General features: G+C 36.5%; 21 protein-coding genes. 11 read left to right on the top strand and 10 right to left on the bottom strand.

Annotated elements, in window-relative coordinates:
* Positions 1-1,326, bottom strand: coding sequence for an alpha-amylase family glycosyl hydrolase (locus tag BXY58_RS09725; RefSeq protein WP_120213674.1), 1,326 nt, complete (start codon positions 1,324-1,326; stop codon positions 1-3).
* Between the two features lie 198 nt (positions 1,327-1,524).
* Between BXY58_RS09725 and BXY58_RS09720 the strand changes: the two genes are divergently transcribed.
* Both BXY58_RS09720 and BXY58_RS09715 read left to right on the top strand, forming a co-directional pair.
* Positions 1,525-2,325, top strand: coding sequence for a glycosyltransferase family 32 protein (locus tag BXY58_RS09720; RefSeq protein WP_120213673.1), 801 nt, complete (start codon positions 1,525-1,527; stop codon positions 2,323-2,325).
* Positions 2,326-2,626: 301 nt separating this feature from the next.
* A complete protein-coding gene (locus BXY58_RS09715) occupies positions 2,627-3,124 on the top strand; it encodes an SRPBCC family protein (RefSeq protein ID WP_120213672.1) in 498 nt (165 codons plus the stop codon).
* 82 nt (positions 3,125-3,206) lie between these two features.
* Here BXY58_RS09715 and BXY58_RS09710 read toward each other — a convergent pair whose 3' ends face one another.
* The 9 genes from BXY58_RS09710 to BXY58_RS09670 all read right to left on the bottom strand — a co-directional run bounded on the left by BXY58_RS09710 (position 3,207) and on the right by BXY58_RS09670 (position 11,383).
* A complete protein-coding gene (locus BXY58_RS09710; RefSeq protein WP_120213671.1) occupies positions 3,207-4,634 on the bottom strand; it encodes an SDR family oxidoreductase in 1,428 nt (475 codons plus the stop codon).
* Between the two features lie 16 nt (positions 4,635-4,650).
* Complete coding sequence (locus BXY58_RS09705) at positions 4,651-5,025, bottom strand: response regulator (protein ID WP_120213670.1); 375 nt, start codon at positions 5,023-5,025, stop codon at positions 4,651-4,653.
* On the bottom strand, positions 5,015-6,559 hold the full coding sequence (locus BXY58_RS09700; RefSeq protein ID WP_221408291.1) for a sensor histidine kinase: 1,545 nt from the start codon (positions 6,557-6,559) through the stop codon (positions 5,015-5,017). Before BXY58_RS09700 ends, BXY58_RS09705 begins: the two co-directional genes overlap by 11 nt.
* A 257-nt stretch (positions 6,560-6,816) precedes the next feature.
* Positions 6,817-7,464 carry an alpha/beta hydrolase gene (locus BXY58_RS09695; protein WP_120213668.1) on the bottom strand — a complete coding sequence of 216 codons (648 nt, stop codon included), beginning with the start codon at positions 7,462-7,464 and terminating at the stop codon, positions 6,817-6,819.
* A 47-nt stretch (positions 7,465-7,511) separates the two neighbouring features.
* The gene (locus tag BXY58_RS09690; RefSeq protein ID WP_120213667.1) at positions 7,512-8,333 is read right to left on the bottom strand and encodes a class I SAM-dependent methyltransferase; all 822 of its coding nucleotides are present in this window, start codon (positions 8,331-8,333) and stop codon (positions 7,512-7,514) included.
* Positions 8,334-8,342: 9 nt separating this feature from the next.
* On the bottom strand, positions 8,343-8,798 hold the full coding sequence (locus BXY58_RS09685) for a VOC family protein (RefSeq protein ID WP_120213666.1): 456 nt from the start codon (positions 8,796-8,798) through the stop codon (positions 8,343-8,345).
* Positions 8,799-8,851: 53 nt separating this feature from the next.
* On the bottom strand, positions 8,852-9,286 hold the full coding sequence (locus BXY58_RS09680) for a GNAT family N-acetyltransferase (RefSeq protein ID WP_120213665.1): 435 nt from the start codon (positions 9,284-9,286) through the stop codon (positions 8,852-8,854).
* A gap of 30 nt (positions 9,287-9,316) precedes the next feature.
* Positions 9,317-10,720 (bottom strand): dihydrolipoyl dehydrogenase, encoded by a 1,404-nt coding sequence (gene lpdA, locus BXY58_RS09675; RefSeq protein WP_120213664.1) that lies wholly within the window; start codon positions 10,718-10,720, stop codon positions 9,317-9,319.
* A 66-nt stretch (positions 10,721-10,786) separates the two neighbouring features.
* The gene (locus tag BXY58_RS09670; protein WP_229728421.1) at positions 10,787-11,383 is read right to left on the bottom strand and encodes a TetR/AcrR family transcriptional regulator; all 597 of its coding nucleotides are present in this window, start codon (positions 11,381-11,383) and stop codon (positions 10,787-10,789) included.
* A 160-nt stretch (positions 11,384-11,543) separates the two neighbouring features.
* Between BXY58_RS09670 and BXY58_RS09665 the strand changes: the two genes are divergently transcribed.
* From BXY58_RS09665 to BXY58_RS09625, 9 genes are all read left to right on the top strand, one after another.
* Positions 11,544-12,374, top strand: coding sequence for a GLPGLI family protein (locus BXY58_RS09665; RefSeq protein ID WP_120213662.1), 831 nt, complete (start codon positions 11,544-11,546; stop codon positions 12,372-12,374).
* A gap of 113 nt (positions 12,375-12,487) precedes the next feature.
* Positions 12,488-13,069, top strand: a complete 582-nt coding sequence (locus tag BXY58_RS09660) for a Crp/Fnr family transcriptional regulator (protein ID WP_120213661.1) — start codon at positions 12,488-12,490, stop codon at positions 13,067-13,069.
* Between the two features lie 69 nt (positions 13,070-13,138).
* A complete protein-coding gene (locus BXY58_RS09655) occupies positions 13,139-13,825 on the top strand; it encodes a CPBP family intramembrane glutamic endopeptidase (protein WP_170144215.1) in 687 nt (228 codons plus the stop codon).
* A 17-nt stretch (positions 13,826-13,842) separates the two neighbouring features.
* Positions 13,843-15,366, top strand: a complete 1,524-nt coding sequence (locus tag BXY58_RS09650) for a serine hydrolase domain-containing protein (protein WP_120213659.1) — start codon at positions 13,843-13,845, stop codon at positions 15,364-15,366.
* A 67-nt stretch (positions 15,367-15,433) separates the two neighbouring features.
* Entirely contained in the window at positions 15,434-15,976 is a 543-nt protein-coding gene (locus BXY58_RS09645) for a helix-turn-helix domain-containing protein (protein ID WP_120213658.1), read from the top strand.
* Between the two features lie 100 nt (positions 15,977-16,076).
* Positions 16,077-17,273 (top strand): retropepsin-like aspartic protease, encoded by a 1,197-nt coding sequence (locus BXY58_RS09640; protein ID WP_120213657.1) that lies wholly within the window; start codon positions 16,077-16,079, stop codon positions 17,271-17,273.
* Positions 17,274-17,374: 101 nt separating this feature from the next.
* Positions 17,375-18,397 carry a helix-turn-helix domain-containing protein gene (locus BXY58_RS09635; protein ID WP_120213656.1) on the top strand — a complete coding sequence of 341 codons (1,023 nt, stop codon included), beginning with the start codon at positions 17,375-17,377 and terminating at the stop codon, positions 18,395-18,397.
* Positions 18,398-18,493: 96 nt separating this feature from the next.
* Positions 18,494-19,636 carry a nuclear transport factor 2 family protein gene (locus BXY58_RS09630; RefSeq protein WP_120213655.1) on the top strand — a complete coding sequence of 381 codons (1,143 nt, stop codon included), beginning with the start codon at positions 18,494-18,496 and terminating at the stop codon, positions 19,634-19,636.
* Positions 19,637-19,905: 269 nt separating this feature from the next.
* Positions 19,906-21,345, top strand: coding sequence for a serine hydrolase (locus tag BXY58_RS09625; protein WP_120213654.1), 1,440 nt, complete (start codon positions 19,906-19,908; stop codon positions 21,343-21,345).
* Positions 21,346-21,347: the final 2 nt, after the last annotated feature.

Raw genomic sequence — 21,347 nt, 5'->3', positions numbered from 1 at the left:
TCATAAGGTATGGTGTAGGACAACGTAATCCCAAGGCGCCATCTCGATTACCAAAGTGTCATCTACCAATTGCTCAGCTTCTGAAAAAAGATTGACATACAAACCTTTGTCAAAGGACGTATCAAACTGTGCTATTACAGTATCCTGGCTGAGATTAATAAATACCAAAACCTTGTGACCGTTTTTTTCTCTTACAAACGAGATGACCTGATCCATTTTATCATTCATAATTCTCACCATTTCTCCACCAAAACAGCCGTTCCAAAGCGCTTGGTTTCGATGTTTCAGTGCAAAGATGGTAGAGTAGAGCCTGGCGTTATCGTGAGCCTGCCAATTGATAGCATCTTTCTCAAAAAACTCCAGCGAACGGTTAAGCCCAGCTTCCTGACCATTGTAGACGAGTGGTATCCCATCCATCATAAAGGTAAAAATGGTGGCAGCATTAAGTGCAGCTCCAAAGTTGCTGTACGGGGTTCCTTCCCAGGAGTTTTTATCGTGGTTGTCAATGAAATTCATTCTTATGGCCTCTTTTGGAAATATGGAGACGTGTTCTGCAAGATAAGCTTCGGTTAAAGTTTTAACGCTGTAATGGTTAACGGCAATCTGATGGAGAATGTTCCATAAAGACCAGTTGTATGTCGCATCAAATGCTCTCTTGTGTAGATCCTTGTCTTCTGCCTCTGCCAGCATAAAAACAGGTTTCAGCCCATCTAGTTCGGATCTGACGTTTTCCCAAAAATCAATGGGCACAAAACTCGCAATATCACAGCGGTAACCATCAATGTCGAATTCTTTTATCCAGTATTTCAAAGCGTCTGTCATATAACGGCGCAGCTCTGGATGACTGTAATCAAACTCGATAATGTCATCATAATCCCGCCATCGGGTGGATTGAAAGGTGTTTTTTCTTGATCGTCTGTACCAATCCGGATGCTCTGTTACCAGATTGTTGTCCCAACTTGTGTGATTCGCAACCCAATCCAAAATGACAAACATACCTTCCTCATGAATCGCCCGGACAAGATTTCTGAAATCATCCTTTGTTCCAAATTCCGGATTAACGTCCAGATAATCTTTAACAGAATAATAACTACCCAGACTTCCTTTACGATGTAGTTCGCCAATTGGATGGATGGGCATCAGCCAGATGATATCGATCCCGAGTTTTTTAAGTCTTGGCAATTGTTTTATAACCGCTTCAAAAGTACCTTCTTCCGAAAATTGCCTGACATTGAGTTCATAAAGTGTTGCACTTTTTACCCATTCGGGTGTTGTAATTTCAACATAAGACTTAGGCTGGTATCGTTGATCGGAAGCTGGATGCATAACAATAGTTTATTATTTGGAAAATCTCTATCGAATATCATACCTATTAGCCATCTGATCTACAGAATTAGCAAAAATTTAAAACTGCTTTTTACCAGAATTGCATAAAATCAAATTTTATTCAATCTTGAGTACTATAAAGGTTTGATGTTTGTATGGCTATAAAACTCAGACACCAAATTAATTTAATATTACATTATGATACCAAAAAAAATACACTACTGTTGGTTCGGGGGCCAACCCAAAAGCGAATTAGCTGAACATTGCATTGCGACATGGAAAAAAGTACATCCGGATTACGAGATCATCGAATGGAATGAAGGCAATGCGCCGCTGGAAGATAATAATTATGTAAAGGAAGCATTCGAACAAAAAAAATGGGCGTTCGTCTCCGATTATGTAAGATCAAAAGTAATGTATGAATACGGCGGCATCTATATGGACACCGATATGGAGCTCAAACTACCTCTGGATGAATTCCTTGTTGAAAAAGCAGTTTGTGGTTTTGAAGTCAAAGGCGTGCCGTATTCTGCGTTCTGGATGGCTGAGCCCAAACATCAGTTATCCAAAGATTTCGTAGACTATTATAACAGACAGGAAGGTTTTGAAGAACGTATCAATACAGATATTTTTTCAGAAATGCTGGAGAAAGAATATGGGGCTGACCGGTACAAAGATCACATTCAAAAACTGAAACACGATGTTACGCTGTATCCGTCAGTTTATTTTTCGCAAGATCTGCCAAAAAATTATGTGAGTCATCATTTCAACGGGTCGTGGTTTGGCGGTGATGAAGAAAATACACACAAAAAGATGGTCAATGTTTACGGGCTGTTAGAACAATTAACCACTTATCCCGGAGCAGCTAAAGCTGTAAAAAGCATTCTTGATGAGCATAAAACGATCAATGTGGAGAATCTGCTTGATTTGATTCCTGTAAACTATATTAATGCCTATGTTCAGAAAAAGATGGCCGCTGAGAAAAAGATTAGTAATTAATAACTTGATATGATCCAGGTCATAAAATAGAATTTGTTAAAACTATATTTTTGAAATATTAAAGTTCCTAAAAAATAGGTCTTGAATTTAATTTCAATTTCATAGTTATTCCGGTTGTATTCTTTTACAACCGGATTTTTATTACAATGCAGTCAGTAATTTCGATTAGTTTTGATTAAGGTTAAAATCTATTCACTGCAATTAATTTTTTCTATATTTATTTAAAATAGGTAGAAAATCAAGCATCTTCTATAATTGGTACACAACTTGAAACTGCTGTTAAGAATTAAACTATTGCACTATGATCTATGAGTTATACCGTGAACAGCAGCTCCATTGCAGTCTAGACGAAGCTTGGGATTTTTTCAGTTCCCCTAATAATTTACCAATGATTGCGCCACCAGAGATGGATTTCACGGTGATTACAAAACTTGATGATAAGCGTATTTTCGAAGGGATGCAGGTTGATTACAGGTTAAAACCCTTGTTTGGCATCCCGCTCAAATGGAAATCAGAAGTCAGATCTGTTGATGATAAAAGATGCTTTGTGGATTACCAATTGGAAGGTCCTTACAAGATGTGGCATCATTACCACGAATTTGTATCGAACGAAGGAGGTGTCCTGATGAAAGATCTTCTAAAATATGAAATGAAATACGGCCTTTTTGGAAGAGTTATCAATCGTTTGATTGTGAGAGACAAGTTGGAGTATATTTTTGATAATAGAAGAAATATTGTTGAACAATTATTCAATGAAAGAATTTCGGTGCAGCAGGATTTAGCAATTGCCAATCTATAAAAGAACCATTAAAATTTTAATACGAATCAAATTAATCGAATGTTTAATGGAATAGAGTAGAAATAACTTATTGGAAAACAACCTATTTTTCGGTAGCTAATTTTTTAATCATCCCTTTGAAAATATAGCCGTGGAAAGGTAGTACGGCGTACCAATAGAGTCGTCCCCAGAGTCCGAGCGGCCTAAAGGTGGCTTCCTGTATTAAAATATCATTAACGATCTTAAACTCTAACCAGGCTTCACCTGGCAACCTCATCTCAGCAAACAACAGTAATCTTTTCTCTTTCCGGCTTGCGTATAAAACTCTCCAAAAATCCAGCGAATCGCCTGCATCCAAATTGCTGGTGTTTTTCCGTCCTCTTTTGAGTCCTACGCCTCCAAACAACTTGTCTATACTGCCCCGAAGCGTCCACAGAAAATTAGCATGATACCAACCATTTTTGCCTCCAATACCAAATATCTTATCTAATGTAGTTTTCTCATTTTTGATTTTTATAGATTGCCGGTCTTTAAAAACTCCCATTTTAGGAATTTCCAAAAAGTTCCATACATCTTTGGAATAACGATAATTACCAAAAGAATCATACCAGGTGGAGAGAACATCATTTTGTTCAATCTTATCAAAACTTAACCGAAGACTTTCCCTGTAAGTTAGAAGCTTTAATCCCAAATCATTTGCAAGGCTGTTCTTTTGCGCAACGACATTGATCTTCATACTATCCACCAGATTTTTAGCTAACACATATGATGTTGAAGTGATGAAGTAAAGCCAGTAGGAAGACAATCTCGGACTGAGAACCGGGACGGAAATGATGGTTCTTTTGAGGCTACGTTCCTGCGCATAGATCTTGAGCATCTGATTGTAAGACAAAACATCGGGACCTGCGATATCAAAATGCTGATTATAAGTCGACTCTTTTTCCATTACGCCTGTTAGAAATTCAATGACATTACGGATGGCGATCGGCTGACATAATGTTTTGAGCCATTTGGGTGCAATCATCACCGGCAGCTTCTCAACCAAATCTCTTATAATCTCAAAAGAAGCGGAACCGGACCCGATAATAATGCCGGCTCTGAGAACTGTAAGCGCATAATGATCAGATTTTAATTGCTCTTCTACATCTTTTCGGGATTGCAGATGTTTTGACAAATCTTTCTCATTAACAATACCTGTAAGATAAATTACCTGCTTGCAATTGGTTTTTTCCAGAGCTTTTGAAAAATTATTAGCGCTGACTTTTTCAGCCTTACTGAAATCAGCATTAGAAGACATAGAATGAATCAGATAAAATGCGATGTCAATATCCCGAGGGATATTTTGCAAACTGGAATCATCATTAAAATCATTCTCAATCACACTGATCTGATCCCCGAAAGAATCATAAGCTGACAAATCAAAACGTTTATGATCTCTTACCGAGCACAACACACGGTGTCCGTTATTCAAAAGTTGAATTAACAGTCTCTTTCCAATATATCCTGTAGCGCCGGTTAAAAAAATCGTCATAAAGTTTTGTTTTGGATTATGCTTTGGATTGAGTAATCACTTTTTCAATAACACTTGTCAGTTGTATCATATCAAATGGCTTGGAAAGGAAGGCGTTAGCCCCTGCATTATCTGCTATTGACGCACCATCTATACTGGCTGAAAAAATAATAACCGGCAGGTCGCCTAATGTAGAGCTGGACCGCACAGATTTTAAAATATGTTCACCTGAGACAATTGGCATCCAGAGATCCAATAACAGCAGATCAGGACGATTACTAATCAGTTGTTCTTCTAATGTTGTGCTGTCAAGAACTTTAATTACCCGGTATCCTTCGATCTCCAGCATCAGTTCAACAACATCCAGGATGCCTTGGTCATCATCACAGACCATTATTGTTTTATTCTTCATTTTCCTGTATTTTCATAATTGGTAGTGTGAAATTAAAAGTTGCTCCGCGGCCTTCTTCGCTTTCTACCCACAATGTACCATCATGTGAAACAATTATCTGTTGACAGATATACAAGCCAATACCCAGCCCAGCGAACTTTTGTTGGATATCCTGTGCACGGTAAAAACGATCAAAGATTTTTGCCTGATCACTTCGGCTGATTCCGATGCCGTAATCGGTAACAGAGACCTTTACATAATTAGAAACCTTGTCAGACTGTACATCAATAACTTTGTCTTCCGGGGAATACTTGATTGCGTTGGACAGCAGATTATTAATGACCTGACTGATTTGTAAATCATCACCGTGGATAATCGCATTCGTTTTTCCTCTCAGATTGATGCGGTGATTTGAATCTCCGTATTTGAAGTTGCTTATTGTATCACTCAACAGCTGATCTATTTCAAAAGGTTCTTTGTGCAGTTCTATATGTCCGGATTGGATCTTGGAAGTGTCCAGTAATTGGTTGATTAATAAATTAAGGCGGTCTGCCTGGCCTGCAACCTTATCTAAAATTGAAATAAATTTCTCAGAAGAATTTTCTGGCTTCAGGCGCTGTAATACTTCTATAAGGCCTTTGATGCTGGTCAAAGGTGTTTTTAGCTCGTGACTTGCAACGGATAAAAAGTCATCTTTTCTCTGCTCAATTTCTTTTCGGTCTGTGATATCTTCAATCGCTATCAGTATCCGATCTTTGAAATGTCCGTCAAACTCTATGCGGTAGGCATTAACCAGCATTACTTTTCTGCCAATGTAGGGAAAGTCGTGTGTTACCTCAAAATCGATAACAGGATTATTGGTAGGAAGAATTTTCATCAACAATTGTTTTAGCGCTTCGATATCCCACTGATGGTTACCGAGTTCAAACAGTATCTTGCCGACCGTACTAGTTTCTGTAACTTGAAAAGATGATAGAAAATGTTTGTTGGCACTTAGAACCCTGTAATCAGAATCCAGAACCAGCAAGCTTTCCCGTACAGTCTGTATGATGCTGGAAAGAAAAGCCTCGTTATCCTGAAGTTCCTTTGTTCTGGCAGCTATTTTTTCTTCGGTTGATGCTTTTTCGTCTCTTAGCTGGATCTCAGCATTTTTTCGCTCCGTAATATCGTTTTGTACACCGATAAAATGCGTGATTTCCCCCATATTGTTTTTTACCGGGGAAACAAACAATTCATTCCAAAATAGAGTGCCGTCTTTTTTGTAATTTCTGATTTCTACCCTGCATTCTTTACTGTTTTCTATCGCATCTCTAAGCTTTTCTCTTTCAGGCTGTGAACGATCGTGTGACTGCAAAAACCGGCAGTTATGGCCTATGATTTCGTCATAATGGTAACCCGTAATATTTTCAAATGCTTTGTTGCAGTAGATGATAGGATTGTCTGGCAGTGCGTTGTCCGTTATAATAATTCCCGAATTGGAGGAGTTGAGTGCCTGCAAGTAGATCTGATAGTCCAGGCTTTCATTCCGATTAATATGATAATTGGATCGATTCACAGTATTCAATTTTAAGATAATATTTTAATCATAATGGTCTTATCTAAAATCATACCTAGAAACGTTTATTGTACACAGATGAACAGAATTAACATATAAGAATTGTGATATTTGTTATTAATGGTAGAGCTAAATACAGCAGTTTCAATAATATTATCAAGAAAAAACTAAATATTCAGCCAAGAAAAAAGAAGATTGATCGGTTTATTATGTTGTATAATCAGCAGGGAAGCTATTTGACTCTAAAAACGATTTTATCACAGATCTTTATCACGATTGATCCATTCTTTCGCAGGTATGATCCACTCATCTAATGCCCTGAACAGAAAGCCGTGTTCCAGGCCTGTGTTGAGGGTAATTTCTTTAAAAGATTTCAAATCAGAATTTTTAAACCTAAGTTGCCTTGATAATGGTTCTGCACCAACATCGGTTTTTTCATTAATTGATAAAATCTTCCCATAGAGCTGAAACTTTCGATCTTCATTCATTGAATCATTTTTAAAGCTTGAGCCAATAAAAACAAATTTCAAATCTGGATTTTTAGCATAATAGGATATATATTGAGCTATATAACCTCCCTGAGATGTTCCGACAATTGAAATATGGTCATAAGGAACTCCATAGTTGTGTAAGCTGTCAATTTTAAGAATCAACTTTTTTGCATATATCTTGGGATCAGTGCCGGGCTTTCTTTTTTCAGATAGTATGACAGAATTTGTGGATTGAAGTTTTTCTAAAATAGCTGTATATGCCGCTGGTCCATATTTAGGATGGTAGGCATTTAACTGATGTTCTTCTAAAAATTTATTATGCAAAAAAAATATATACTTTTTTTGAGTACTATTTTGAGCATTAGTAGCAAACGGAAGAAATGACAGATAAAGAATTATTAATCTAAGAAACATATAATTTGAATAACCAGAGTATTTTAAGTTAGAAACAATATAAAATTTTATTGTTCCGTATCTACAAGATGATTTTTTGAGGCTGTCAATGCATACACCATAGGGATTTTGTCTCCCAGATGAGCAATTCTGAACTTACCGGGTTCAAATTCAATTGAATTATTGAAATTATTGTATGGTGAATAATCAAATTCTTCAATGGAAGTCATTTCTAAACCATTGTGCATCAAACTACCTATCACTTCGGCTAAGCCGTGATTCCAGCCAATTGATTTGACTTCAAATTCCGCATTTTTATCTGCATAAGTTCCTTTTTCGGTTTCTATAATGGCTCCGGAATTAAAATATCTGTATTCAATCTTTTTAAACCCCGAATCAAACATCCAGACAACCGGATGAAATTCTACAAAAACAAATCTACCGCCGGGTTTCAGGAATTTCGAAATGATCTTTGCCCATCGGTCTAGATCCGGAAGCCAGCCGATGGTCCCGTAACTTGTAAAGACAATATCAAACTGACGGTCCAGATGATTGGGCAGATCATAAACATCGCTGCAGATAAAAGTTGTTGAAACATTACTCTGTTTTGCCAGTTCCCGTGCACGATCTATTGCTACATCCGAAAGATCAACGCCGACTACGTCCGCTCCCAGGCGACTTAAAGAGATACTGTCCTGTCCGAAATGGCACTGTAAATGCAATACGGATTTGCCTGTCAAATCTCCAAGTAAATTAAGCTCTATATCTTTTAATGAATTTTTCCCCTTCAAGAAGGCATCCAGGTTATAAAAATCAGAATTGATATGTGCTTCTGTTCTGGTATTCCAAGATTCCCTGTTTATTTCTAAATAATTGTCTTCTGCATTCATATGTATTATCTAATGAGGTAAATTGATTTTTTGCCATTCCTCATAGCTGAGTACGCCAAGTTCTGGCTGACTTTTACCGTTCAGAATATGGATAAACTCCAGTTGATTTCCGTCTGGATCGTCAAAATAAAGAGCAAGTGCGGGCATCCAGGCAAAAACCATTGGTTCATTGCTGCCATTTTTGAGAAAATTATACGCCTTTAATTCGTTTTTCTCTAAAAAAGTATTTGCATCTTTTAAAATAAAATCTTTGGAACAGCTGAATGCAAAATGTCTTTTATGGAGATTGCCTTCTTGTTCCCAAAGTCCGAGCATTGCCTTTTTATTTTCTCCGATCCAAAGAAACGCAATCGGCCTGGTGTCATCATAGTGTGCAAGCTGCAGACCCAATATTTGAGTATAGAACTGAACTGCATTTTCCAAGTTGCTTACTTGAATGTGTGTCTCATATAATCCTTCAATCATTTTTTATATTTTTTTATTAATAATTATTGTGTGGTGATAATTATGATCATTTATCATCTTAGCATATGAATAATCGGATAATCTTTACCAGAGCCATCTTTTTCGGATCGTCCTGATTTTCTGAACCCTAATTTTTCATAAAATCCGATAGCCTGATAATTTTGCTCATTAACGTCAACCTTTGTAATGCCTTTCGTTTCATCCATAAATTGAAATAGGCTCTTTCCATAGCCTTTGCCACGGTAGTCATTGTGAACAAAAAGCATTTCCAGATTTCCTTCTGATACCGATGAAAATCCGACAGGTTCCCCATTTTCAATAAGGAGAAATACTTCGAGGTTGGGCAGATAATCTTTTGGGATGACTTCTTTAAAATAAATAAAATCTTCTTCGGCAAGAAAGTCGTGAGTAGCTTTAACCGCAGATTCCCAAATTTCCATAATTCTGGGATAATCTTCTAGGGTTGCGAGCCTGATTTGTGTTGACATAATTCTAAAAAAATAATAGCTATAAATATATTAAATATTCAGTGATGGTTTTCCGGATGCAATTGTATAAGCCTCTTTCATTACCTCAGAATAGGTTGGATGGGCATAACTCATTGTAGCCATATCATTTGCGGTTACTTCATATTCCAGTCCTACGACGGCCTGTGCAATCAAATCCGCCGCGCGGGCGCCGATGATATGCACTCCCAAAAGTTCGCCATATTTCGGGTCGGAAAGCACCTTTACGAAACCTTCCGTTTCCATTCCCGCTCTGGCTCTGGCATTCACGGCAAACGGAAATTTACCGATATTATATTCCACTCCCTGTTTCTTTAATTGCTCCTCGGTGGCGCCTACAGAAGCCACTTCCGGCCAGGTGTAAACTACCGAAGGGATACGGTCATAATTGATATGAGGTTTCTGACCATTGATTCTTTCCACTACAAATACTGCTTCTTCTTCTGCTTTGTGGGCCAGCATTGCGCCACCCACGACATCTCCAATCGCATAAATGTTTGGAGCTGTTGTCTGAAGCAATTCATTGACTTTCACCGTACCATTGTTATTCAATTCAACGTTAGTATTTTCTAGACCCAGACCGGTTACATAAGGTTTTCTGCCGACAGCCACCAGAATATAATCAGCGGTTAGATCTTGTTCTTCTCCTTTTTTATTTTTGAAATAGACCTTAGCTGTATTTCCAAGATTTTCAGCTTTGTAAACGGCTTGCTGAAGTTTGATTTCCACACCTTCTTTGGTTAATATCTTCGTTAAAGCTTTTCCTAATTCACTATCCATTGTAGCAATAAGATTATCAGCATATTCTAAGATAGTTACTTTGGTTCCGATCCTGTTGAATATGGAAGCCATTTCCACACCGATTACGCCGCCGCCAATAATTACGATGCTCTCGGGCTTTTCCTGCAGTTCCAAAGCTTCGGTAGAAGTGATGATCCTCTTTTTGTCGATAGTAATACCCGGTATTGTGGACGGTTTTGATCCTGTAGCAATAATAAACTTATCTGAATTAATAACAGTTTCAGTCTGATCATCGTGTACAATTTTCAAGGTTTCATTATTAACAAAAGAACCTGAGCCGTGGAAAACCGTGATCTTATTTTTTCTCATCAGAAAATCCAGACCTTGTGTGTTTTTGGTCACTACTTCGCTTTTTCGCTTAAAAAGCTGTTCAACATTCAACCTGAGATCCGAATATTCAATACCGTGTGCTCCGAAACTATTAAGTGCATCTGAATAATGGTGAGTGCTGTCTAGCAACGCTTTGGTAGGAATGCAACCTACATTGGTACAAGTGCCGCCCAAAGTATTATACTTTTCAATAATTGCAGTTTTATATCCTAATTGAGCGCTTCTGATAGCAGCTACATATCCGCCGGGACCTGACCCTATTACGGTAATATCAAATGTTTCCATTGTATTGTTTAAATATTTTAATTGTCAAAAAAAATAAACCGATCGGTCTTTTTGTAAGCAAAAAAATTATGCTTTCAAATTTTTGATCAGTTTCTCTAAAAAAGACATCGCTATATTCAGCTCTGCCATATGGTTGTTGACCTTTGCCTGCATAAACGCACCTTCGATCATCGAGATCATTACTACTGCAATTTCTACGGGGTTGGTATCTGCTTTTATTTCGTTTCTTTCTATCCCGCGTTTGATTTGATTTTCGATGGATGTTTTCCAAAAATCCAGGGCTTTTTGTACACGTTTCTGAAGTGATGGATGCGTATCATCAGCCTCCGTAGCAGTATTTAAAATCGGGCAGCCTGCCTGTAAATACGGATATCTGAAATAGTTTTTGTACGTGTGGGGATAAACCAGCAATCTTTCGATAGAATCTTCAGTGGCTAAAATTCGTTCTTTCATATGCTGCGTTACCTTACCAAAATTGTAGTCGAACACGCTTAATGCAATCTCATCCTTATTCTCAAAATTACCGTAGATGCAACCTTTTGAAAGTCCGGTGGCGCTCATTACATCATTTATCGATGTACCTGCGTAACCTTTTACGTTAAAAACGGTCGAAGTTTTTTCGATGATCAGCTGCTTGGTATTTTCGGATTTTTGAGTTTTCATCAGCAATAATTCTTATCCTTGACAAAGTTAAATAAAAAATAGAACAATCGGTCTTTTTTTTGAACAAATAAAAAAGGATGCAGGTTTGCACGTGCAAATGCTTTTTTTCTTTATTCGACGTTCTATAAATAATTATATTTGATTTGAAATATCCAATAGTATGAAAACAATAATATTATTTTGCTTATTAATCGGAAGTCTTTTTCAGGCTCAAACACATAGGTATATTTATGAATTACAATTAAAACTGGATTCTACTGAAAATGAGCATCAGAAATTCTATATGATACTCGATATCAATAAAAACGAAACCAAATTCTATGGAAGAAATCTTTTGATCGCGGATTCCTTAAATAAAAAATTTGGAAACATGGATAATAAGCATGTGGATATGACCGGACAGATTGTCAAGAGAAAAAACGGTTCTTCTGAAAACGAAAATTTCATTAATATCAAATTTGGCTATTATACTTATAAAACAACCGATATCATCAATTGGAAAATTGAAAATGAAACCAAAAAATATAACGATTATAATCTTCAAAAAGCAACAGCTGATTTTGGAGGACGGCATTGGATTGCGTGGTTCAATAAGGATATTCCTTTTAATGAAGGTCCTTATAAATTTCGTGGGTTACCGGGTTTAATTTTTGAAATTCAGGATAACAAGAGTAATTTTATCTACAAGCTTGTTAAAAATCAGAACTTTCCAGAAAATTTTGTAACGGATGATTTTCTGGAATCGAATTTTGGAAATAAAGCTGTTGTTATCAATGAAAAACAAAAGAAAAAATTATTGATGGATTTTTACAACGATCCTTTTTCTTTTGAAAGAACCAATTTGAAAAACAGCTCTAATCTGAATATTAATATCGGAGGAAAACAAATCAGCAATGTCGAAGAATTGAATGCCCAGGTAAAGAACCTGCAGGCCATTATAAGAAAATATAATAATCCTATTGAAGTTGATAAAGCCATAAAATATAAGTAATTGTTTGATAATTAGATTTATAATTTTATTAATGACACTGTAATGATGATCTCATTAATAGATAAACTGATACGTGAATTATTCGAAATATTTAATTAAGTAAATTCTTATCAATGCCTACACCACAAGATATTCAAAATGTTTTTTCTCCATTTTATAATGCTGAAACCAATATCTGGGAGCGTTTTTCGGAAAAAATAACGGTCAGAGAATTTCAGAAAAATGAAGTAATAAAAGATTATCATAGTGTAGAAAAATATTTGAATATTGTAGCTAAAGGTTCTGTAGGTTTATTCGTTTGGAACGGAAAAAAGGACATCTGTATCAATTTACTGTATGAAAACAGTTTTATGAGCGATTATTTTTCTTTCCTCAAGCAGCAGCCTTCAGGTATTAAAACACAGGCATTGGAAGACTGTACTTTATGGTCGATCAGCTATCCAGACCTTAATGAGCTCTATTCCCGTAATGAAACAGGATTAAGGATTGGCAAAGCGATCCCCGAAATATTGTTCCTGCGAAAACAACAGGATCAGATCAACCTTCTGACCCTTAGTCCGGAAGAACGTTATCTCAACCTCATCAGCCAGCGTCCCGAAATTTTCCAGCGTACACCTCTCAAAATAATCGCTTCTTATCTGGGATTAACTGCGGAAAGCCTGAGCCGCCTCAGAAAAAGAGTTACCGGGAAGTAAAACTTACCCATCGTCAAGTGGATTTATCTTTCTTATAATTAATTTTGGATGATTCTAATTCAAAAAACTATGAAAGAAAGAAAAGGACTTGGGAGCATTATCGTTTTTTATGCTATTGCCATTCTGTTTCGCTTTTTGGCGGTGAAAACCCATCTGTTTGATTTTACTGACAACGAATTTATAAAAATTTTGCTCCGGGGAATTGGCCCCGCTATCGGTGCTTTGGTTTCGGTTAAATTGTTTAATATTTCTTTAAAGCTTTCCCTGAAAGGAAATTACCGAAACTTATTTTTGCCTTTGCTTGTTTTCTGGATTTTTCCGGTCGTTCTCATTGGAACAGTCAGCTATATTCAACAGGGACAATTTCCTTTTGTACTTCTTTTCACGGTTTTGATCTATGGTTTATTGGAAGAGATCGGTTGGCGTGGATTTTTGCAGGAACAGCTGAAAGATCTGCCGAAACTCCAAAGTATAATCATTATTGCCGTTTTATGGTTTATCTGGCATCTGAATTTCGAATTCACTGCTTCCAATATGATTTTTCTTGGTGTATTGTTTTTAGGTACCTGGGGAATCGGCAAAGTCTATAGTAAAACCTATTCATTACTGTCTGTAGCCGGATTTCATTCGCTGAATAATTTTTTCAGAAATGGCCTCTATCAGACAGAATTGATACTAATTGCTGTTTTGCTTGTCATCTGGATAGGCTTTATCATACGCTATGATTCTTACAAAAAATATCAGGATATACAATAATCCAAAATACTGTGGATATGCATAAAAAACTGCTTTTAACCAGCTTTCTTCTTTTATTATTGGTCAAAATTTCCGGACAATCAAAAGAAAAGGTAATCGATGATTATTTCAATGCATTGGTTAAAAATCAACAATTCAGTGGCAATGTTTTAGTGGTTGATAACAATACGATTGTGTATGAAAGATCTTTCGGGTTTTCAGATCACGTAACCAAAGCGCCAAATACATCCGGCATCACTTTTCCTATTGCGAGCATCTCAAAAATCTTTACAGCAACCGCTATTTTGCAGCTCAAGGAAAAGGGTTTGCTGAAAATAACAGATCCTGTTACGAAGTATCTGTCGGGGTTTCCTTACCCGGAAATAAAGATCAGGCACTTACTTTCGCATACTTCCGGACTTCCGCCTTACAATGCTTTTTTTGACAAAGAGCAAAAAGAAAATCCCGATAAAGTTTTCACCAACAAAGACTTTCTTCCGGGAGTTATTGCAAACAGGCAACCGATCGCTTATCAGCCGGGCGAAAAAGGAAATTATGATAATATCAACTACCTTATCCTGGCTTTGATCGTTGAAAAGGTCTCGGGAATGCCCTATGAAAAATACATTAAAAGAAATATTCTTAAACCTGCAAGGATGAAAGAAACTGTGCTTTTTCCCTTACCGGAACAATTCAACAGAGTTGAAATAAAAAATTTTGCATTTCCTCACATCTATCTTCATTTATATGATGATGAACCTGTAAAATCCAATTCAATACCTTATGTGAAAGGATACTGGCATTCGTATGCTTTCAGAGGATTTGCCGATTATATAAGTACGATCCGGGATTTATGGAAATTTGACAAAGCGCTTTATAATAACACTTTGCTAAAACAAGAGACTCTGGAAGAAGCATTCGTTCCGGTAAAATTAAATAACGGTAAAAATAATCCCGATGAATTCGGGTTAGGCTGGGAAATTGAAAAAGACTCCACAATGGGAAAATTGGTGTATCACAGCGGAGCAGCTATGGGTTTGAGCTCCAATATCCTCAGAAATGTCACCAAACATCAAACCGTTATCCTGTTTGATAATGCTCATTTCAATGCCCACGAAAATGCTACAAAAGTTATGATGCTTCTGAACGGCAAAAAAGTGGAGACACCCAAAAAAAGTATTGCCAAAATTTATGGGAATATTTTACTTAACAAAGACAAAACAGAAGCGAGAGAGACATTGGAAAGGTTAAGAAAAGATACGCTTAATTATTATCTGAGCGAGAATGAAATGAATACACTCGGGTACGATTTTATGGGGAGCAGTAATCCTTATCATTTGCCGGAGAAACATTTCTATAAGCAAGCTGTTGAGACATTCAAAACGAATGTTGATCTGTTTCCCCACAGCTGGAATGTTTATGACAGTTATGCAGAAGCACTTCTGGAAAACGGACAAAAAGAAGAAGCCATTAATATGTATCGAAAGTCGATTGAACTCAATCCCGATAACGAAAATGGGAAAAAAGTGTTGGAAGGACTTTTGGGAAAACAGAAAAAGTAACTGAGTTAGGATCAAACAAAACATATACGATCAAAGAGCGTTATAAAATCATAAAAGGTTAGAAAAAATGTCAAGATTAACGGAACAACGGGAAAAGCTTCGTCTGACACAAGGCGAATTATCCACAAAATCCGGTATTTCCCTAAGAACTATTCAGCGGATAGAATCCGGACAGACGCCAAAAGGTTTTACACTCAAGGCTCTTGCTCATGCTCTGGAAGTGGATGAATCTTACTTTGAAGAGAAAGAAATTTCTGATGAAAATCAAAATACGCTAAAATGGAATAAGATCATAAATCTTTCTACACTACCTTTTATTTGCTTCCCGCCATTAAATATTCTTATCCCACTTGCCCTTGTCCTTTGGAAAAAACAACAGAATCCGGCTAACAAACAGCTTCTCTCGATACAGATCATCTGGACATTGATTGGTATCGTATTGTTTATTGTTGTTTTGATTTTGAATGACTGGTTTGGAGTAGAAAGTAACTTGAAAATGCTAATTCCAATAGTATGGATTGGTACAAATGCGTTTATTATCATCCGAAACTCACTCGTTTTAGGAAAAGGGAATTCAAATTGTATTTTACCTAATATCAATATGTTATGAATGGTGGCGTATCTTTGGCGGGTTGTTGGCGTAACATTGGCAGGCTTTATTTTCGTATTTTTATAGACAGGCTGCATTTCTTTGCTTCAAAATATATATAATGAACACAATAAATTTGAAGCATCAGTTTTTAAAATCTTTAATACTACTTATTTTAGGAATAAATGCCTGCTATGCGCAGCAAAAAATCAGGACGATAAAATCAGGTTCAGAAAAAGCCTCGATCAGTGATGGAAAAAACGTTAAACTGGATTGGCATTTGGAACCTAGAGCTAATCCTGATGTTTATTACGTCAATATTCCTTCCAAAAAAAGTGTCATAAAATTTAAAACAGACCAAGGCAAAGTGACTATTCGGACGAGGCCTCAAAAAAAATATGATTTTGTGGTTTTACTGAATGGAAAAGACAGCTGTCATATTCAGATTGCTTCTGTTTTGCCTCCCGATATTCCTCATCTCGAAACAAAAAGTACCTATCCGGTTAAAGTGCCTTTCAAGTTGATTAATTCCAAGATTTTTTTTGATGGAAAGATCAACGACAAAAATGTACTCGCGCAGTTTGATCTGGGAGCCGGAACCAGTGTTGTCAACAGAAATTCTTCTGAGAAAATCGGTTTGGAATTTTCTTCGCACAAGATGGTCAGCAATACTCAAGGACTTAATAAAGAGAGAACGAGCCTTAATAATCAAATGACGATATCCGGTTTGGCTTGGGGTGGCATTGAACTAACCGAAGTTGGAAATATGAATAATTTTGAAGACGTTATCATCGGAAACGGACTTTTCAGGGATAAAATCATTGAAATTGATTATGATAAGCAGGAATTCACGATTTATGAAAACCTGCCCAATAAAATCAGAGACTATAAAAAAATGCCTGTTTATTATGTGCAGAACCGGCCAATGTTTGAGGTGGAAATAGTACATAACAACAAAAAATATAACTCGTGGTTTCTTTTTGATACCGGCAGAGATGGTTCAATGTTGATCGGAAATGATTTTACGGGATTGAAAAACAATTGGCAAGAATTGCAACCTCTTACCATAGTTAATGGACGGAAAATAGTTCGATTGGATGCTTTTATTGCTGGCGTAGAATTTAAAGATATTGTTACGAATGCTTCTGACCCGGCAATTCCTAACACCAAAGCAAGCTTATTCGGCAATCAGATTTTGAAACACTTTAATGTGATTTTAGACAATAAATCGGGCACATTATATCTGAAACCAAATTCACTTATCAATGAACCTTATTTTAACTATGAAAGTTATTTAAAACAAATGTCAAATAAATAAAAACTATTATCCGATCTATTGGTAATTGCCAGGTAAAAGATTTAGATTTGTTCAACGCATTTTTATTGATTTTAAATAGCAAATAATTAAGAGTTCAATCATTGAATCGGGGAAACGACATATTATTTTTTTTCAGCCTTTTAGGCGCTTTCAACGGATTATTGCTTGCGGTCTATTTCGGTCTGGCTGCCAGAAAAAAAGGAAACCGTTATTATTTTTTAGCTCTTCTGATCCTGATGCTAAGCATTCGGGTCATTAAATCCGTTTTCTTCCATTTCAACCCTCATCTGTCAGATATTTTCATTCAGATAGGCCTTTCAGCGTGCATTCTTGTTGGTCCTTTTTTGTACTTATATGTCGCTTATGAACGAACAAAACTCAGGATATTCCATATTGCCCCATTTTTGATCGTTGTTATTCTTCTTGGGATCTTATATCCTTATTTTGAATATCGGGAACTTTGGAGTCAATGGATTGTGAGAGGGATCTATTTGCAGTGGTTAATATACATCATAGTGTCTCTACGATATATAAAACCAATTGTCGGCAAGATAAGAGGCCGGCAGAGATTAGATAATATCGATGTATGGCAGCTCAGCATTGTAATGTGTGTTTTCCTGATATGGCTGGCTTACAGCACGGCGGCTTACACCTCGTATATTGTAGGGGCTTTGTCTTTTTCATTTTTATTTTACCTTGTTTTTTTATTGGTCATATTCAGGAATTCAGAACAACCTGTTTTGTATCAGGAAAAAGAGCGGTATAAAAACAAAATAATCAGTGAGGAAAATATCCTTAAAATTGAACAGTTACTGCCTTCTGTTATTGAGAGAGAAATGTTCCTTAACCCTGATTTTACACTTGATCAGGCTGCAAAAGAACTGAAAATATCCAAACACGTGCTTTCTCAGTATCTTAATGAGAAGCTTAACAAGTCCTTTTCCTCCTTTATCAATGAATGCAGAATCGAAAAAGCAAAAGTGCTTCTGCAGAACAAAAGCAATTATTCCGTAGAAAGTGTTGGTTATGAAAGTGGTTTTAGTTCCAAGTCTTCATTTTTTACAGCATTTAAAAAAATAACAGGGCAAACTCCTTCGGAATTTCAGAAATCCAGTAAAAATTAAGTACAGTTTTATAAATCAGAACTACGAATTGATAGAGTAAAACTGCTGTTGAGGCATACTTTATCAGTTTTGTGAAGAATTTAAATTTATGAAACTATGATCAAGTGTACCTACTTCAATATCCTGAAGAAAAAATCTTTAATACTTTTTTTATTACTGATATTATCACACCTTCAGGCTCAGAAAAAGATTCTCTTTGTCACTTCCAATCAGGATCATTATGGCAATACAAAAATCAGTACTTCCAATCATTTTGAAGAGATCATTGTTCCGTATGATGAATTTACAAGAGCAGGTTACCTTGTTGATTTCGTAAGTCCAAAAGGTGGTGCAGTCCCGGTCGGATATATCAATACCTCCGACAGTTTACAGAAACAGTATTTATATGATGGCTGGTTCATGGATAAGTTGGAACATACGATGAATCCAAGAGAAATAATCGCCGAAAACTACGCCGCTATTTTTTATAGTGGAGGTGGCGCAGCAATGTATAGTATTCCGGAAGATGAAAATATTCAGAAAATAGCTGTACAGATTTATAACGAAAATGGGGTGATTTCCACGATTTGTCATGGTACTGCGGGTATTGCTTTCCTAAAGGATGAAAACGGCAAACCATTGTATGCAGGAAAAAAAATCACGGGCTATCCAGATCATCTGGAAAAGAAGGAATTGGAATATTACAAAGCATTTCCGTTTTCAATAGATCAGGCCATTAAAAATAATAAAGGAAAATTTGTCTATTCTGAAAAAGGAAGTGATGGGTTTTATGTTGTAGATAGTCGTTTTGTAACTGGACAGGATCCAAGTTCAGCAGCCCATGTGGCTCGTGAGGTTGTTTCTCTGTTAAAGAAAAATTTCACTTCGGTTCAAGCTGAAAAAAGTGATTATGAACAGATCAGGGAAGTACTTTTGGATTATATCGAAGGCACTGCAAACGGACAGCCGGAGAGGTTAAGAAAAGCATTTCATCCTGATTTCAATCTATACACCGTAACAAAAGATACTTTATGGATTCGTTCTGGCCAACAGTATATTTCGAACTTCAAAGAAGGAGAAAAGAACAATCGGAAAGGCCAGATAGTTTCTATTGATATTGAAAATGATACGGCTATTGCAAAGGCAAAAATTTCCATACCCGGCAGAGTTTTCACAGATTATTTCCTGATTCTGAAATACCAGGGCGCATGGAAAATCGTACAAAAGAGTTATAGCTGGAGAGAAGTCCCCAAAGAATGATCAATAGAGGATGAACTATGTTCGCAATTTTAAATTCAGAGCGATTACCAAAAAGATTAGTGTCAAAGTTAAAACTTACCTATCGTCAATTTTTGTTAAGAGACTTATACATAGCTTTGAAAAGTAAAATTTACAGATCGTCTGATGAATAATACAAATCATATATTGGAGGTCTCATCATATTTTAAAGGTATTGTAAGCTGGTTTTTTGTCATTAGCATTGAGTGTCATTCTGTCTTTACATTTAAAAATAAAATATATAATCGCTTATGAATTACCGTATTTTAATTGCTTTACTGATGATTGGGACATCTTTATTTGCCCAGGATAGAACTGCTGCAATGGATGTCATTATTAAAAGAGAAATGGCGGAGCGGAAAATACCGGGATTACAAATTGCAGTCGTACAAAACGGAAAGATTGTATTGAATAAATCCTTTGGTGTCGCCAATATCCAGGACCATATTCCTGTAGATAACCAAACAATTTTCGCCATCAATTCATGTACAAAGGTTTTTACCAGCGTAGCCGTGATGCAGCTGGTTGAAGACGGAAAGATTGATCTGTCAACACCCGTTTCCAAATATTTGGAAAATCTTCCTTTGGAGTGGGGAAAGGTAACTGTTAAACAGTTACTGACACATTGCTCAGGATTACCAGACCTGCTAAAATTGCTTGACCCATATACGGGCGGCTTGGGAAGTCTGAAAAATGAGGAAACTGTATGGGAAAAATTAAAAGCCAGCCCTCTGGAATTTCAACCTGGCGAGCGCTTTAGTTATAATCAAACTAATACTTACTTATTGGGGAAATTAATAGATAAATTCAGTGCGAAACCTTTTGCTGAAGTTTTTTTGGAACAACAATTTGAGCCTGCGTTTATCCATAATACCATTTTTGGTGATTCTCGTGATGTGATATCGCATTTTGCGCCAACTTATTTTCACAGAAAAGAATTGGACGGACAACAATTTGAAGAGTTAAAAATGGTAAATAACTATTATGAATTTCCCTATTTCACAAGAGCTGCCGCTGGTCTTAACAGTACTGCAGAAGATATGGCAAAATGGATTATCGCATTGCAAAACGGTAAACTCTTAAAATCTAAATCAACTTTAGAAACTATGTGGTCACCAATTCAATTTAATAATGGTGAAAATACGCCGTGGGCACTTGGTTGGGGACTGGCAAAATTTCGGAACCATCATAGAGCTGTAGGCATGTCAGGTGGCGGACGGGCTGCTTTTCTTATCTATCCCGATGACAATCTTGCGGTAATTGTATTAACCAATCTCGGCGGCGGTTCGCCTGAAGATTATCTGGAAGAGTTAGCGACTTGTTATATCCCCGATATTTTAAATGCGGATCCGTTGACTTTTCTGAGAATCAAATTACAAGAATCAGGTTTCGACCAGGCTATTAACATTGCCAAAGATCAACTGAAAAAGAATCCTGATTTTAAACCAAATGAATTTGAAATCAACGAATGGGCATACAGAATGATGCAAAGAGGGGAAATTAAGAATGCTTTGCAGATTTTCAAGTTAAATGTATTCTTATTTCCAAACAGCTGGAATGTTTATGACAGTTATGGAGAAGCATTATTAAAGGATAATAATAAAGCGGAAGCCATCAAAATGTATAAAAAATCCATCGAACTCAACCCAAACAATGAGAACGGTACTAAAGTTTTAAAAAGCCTACGGTAAAT

This window comes from Epilithonimonas arachidiradicis (genome assembly GCF_003610695.1).
Classification (GTDB): Bacteria; Bacteroidota; Bacteroidia; order Flavobacteriales; family Weeksellaceae; genus Epilithonimonas; species Epilithonimonas arachidiradicis.
The sequence above is the reverse complement of the archived record's forward strand: the minus strand, read 5'-3'. Positions and strand labels throughout refer to the sequence as shown.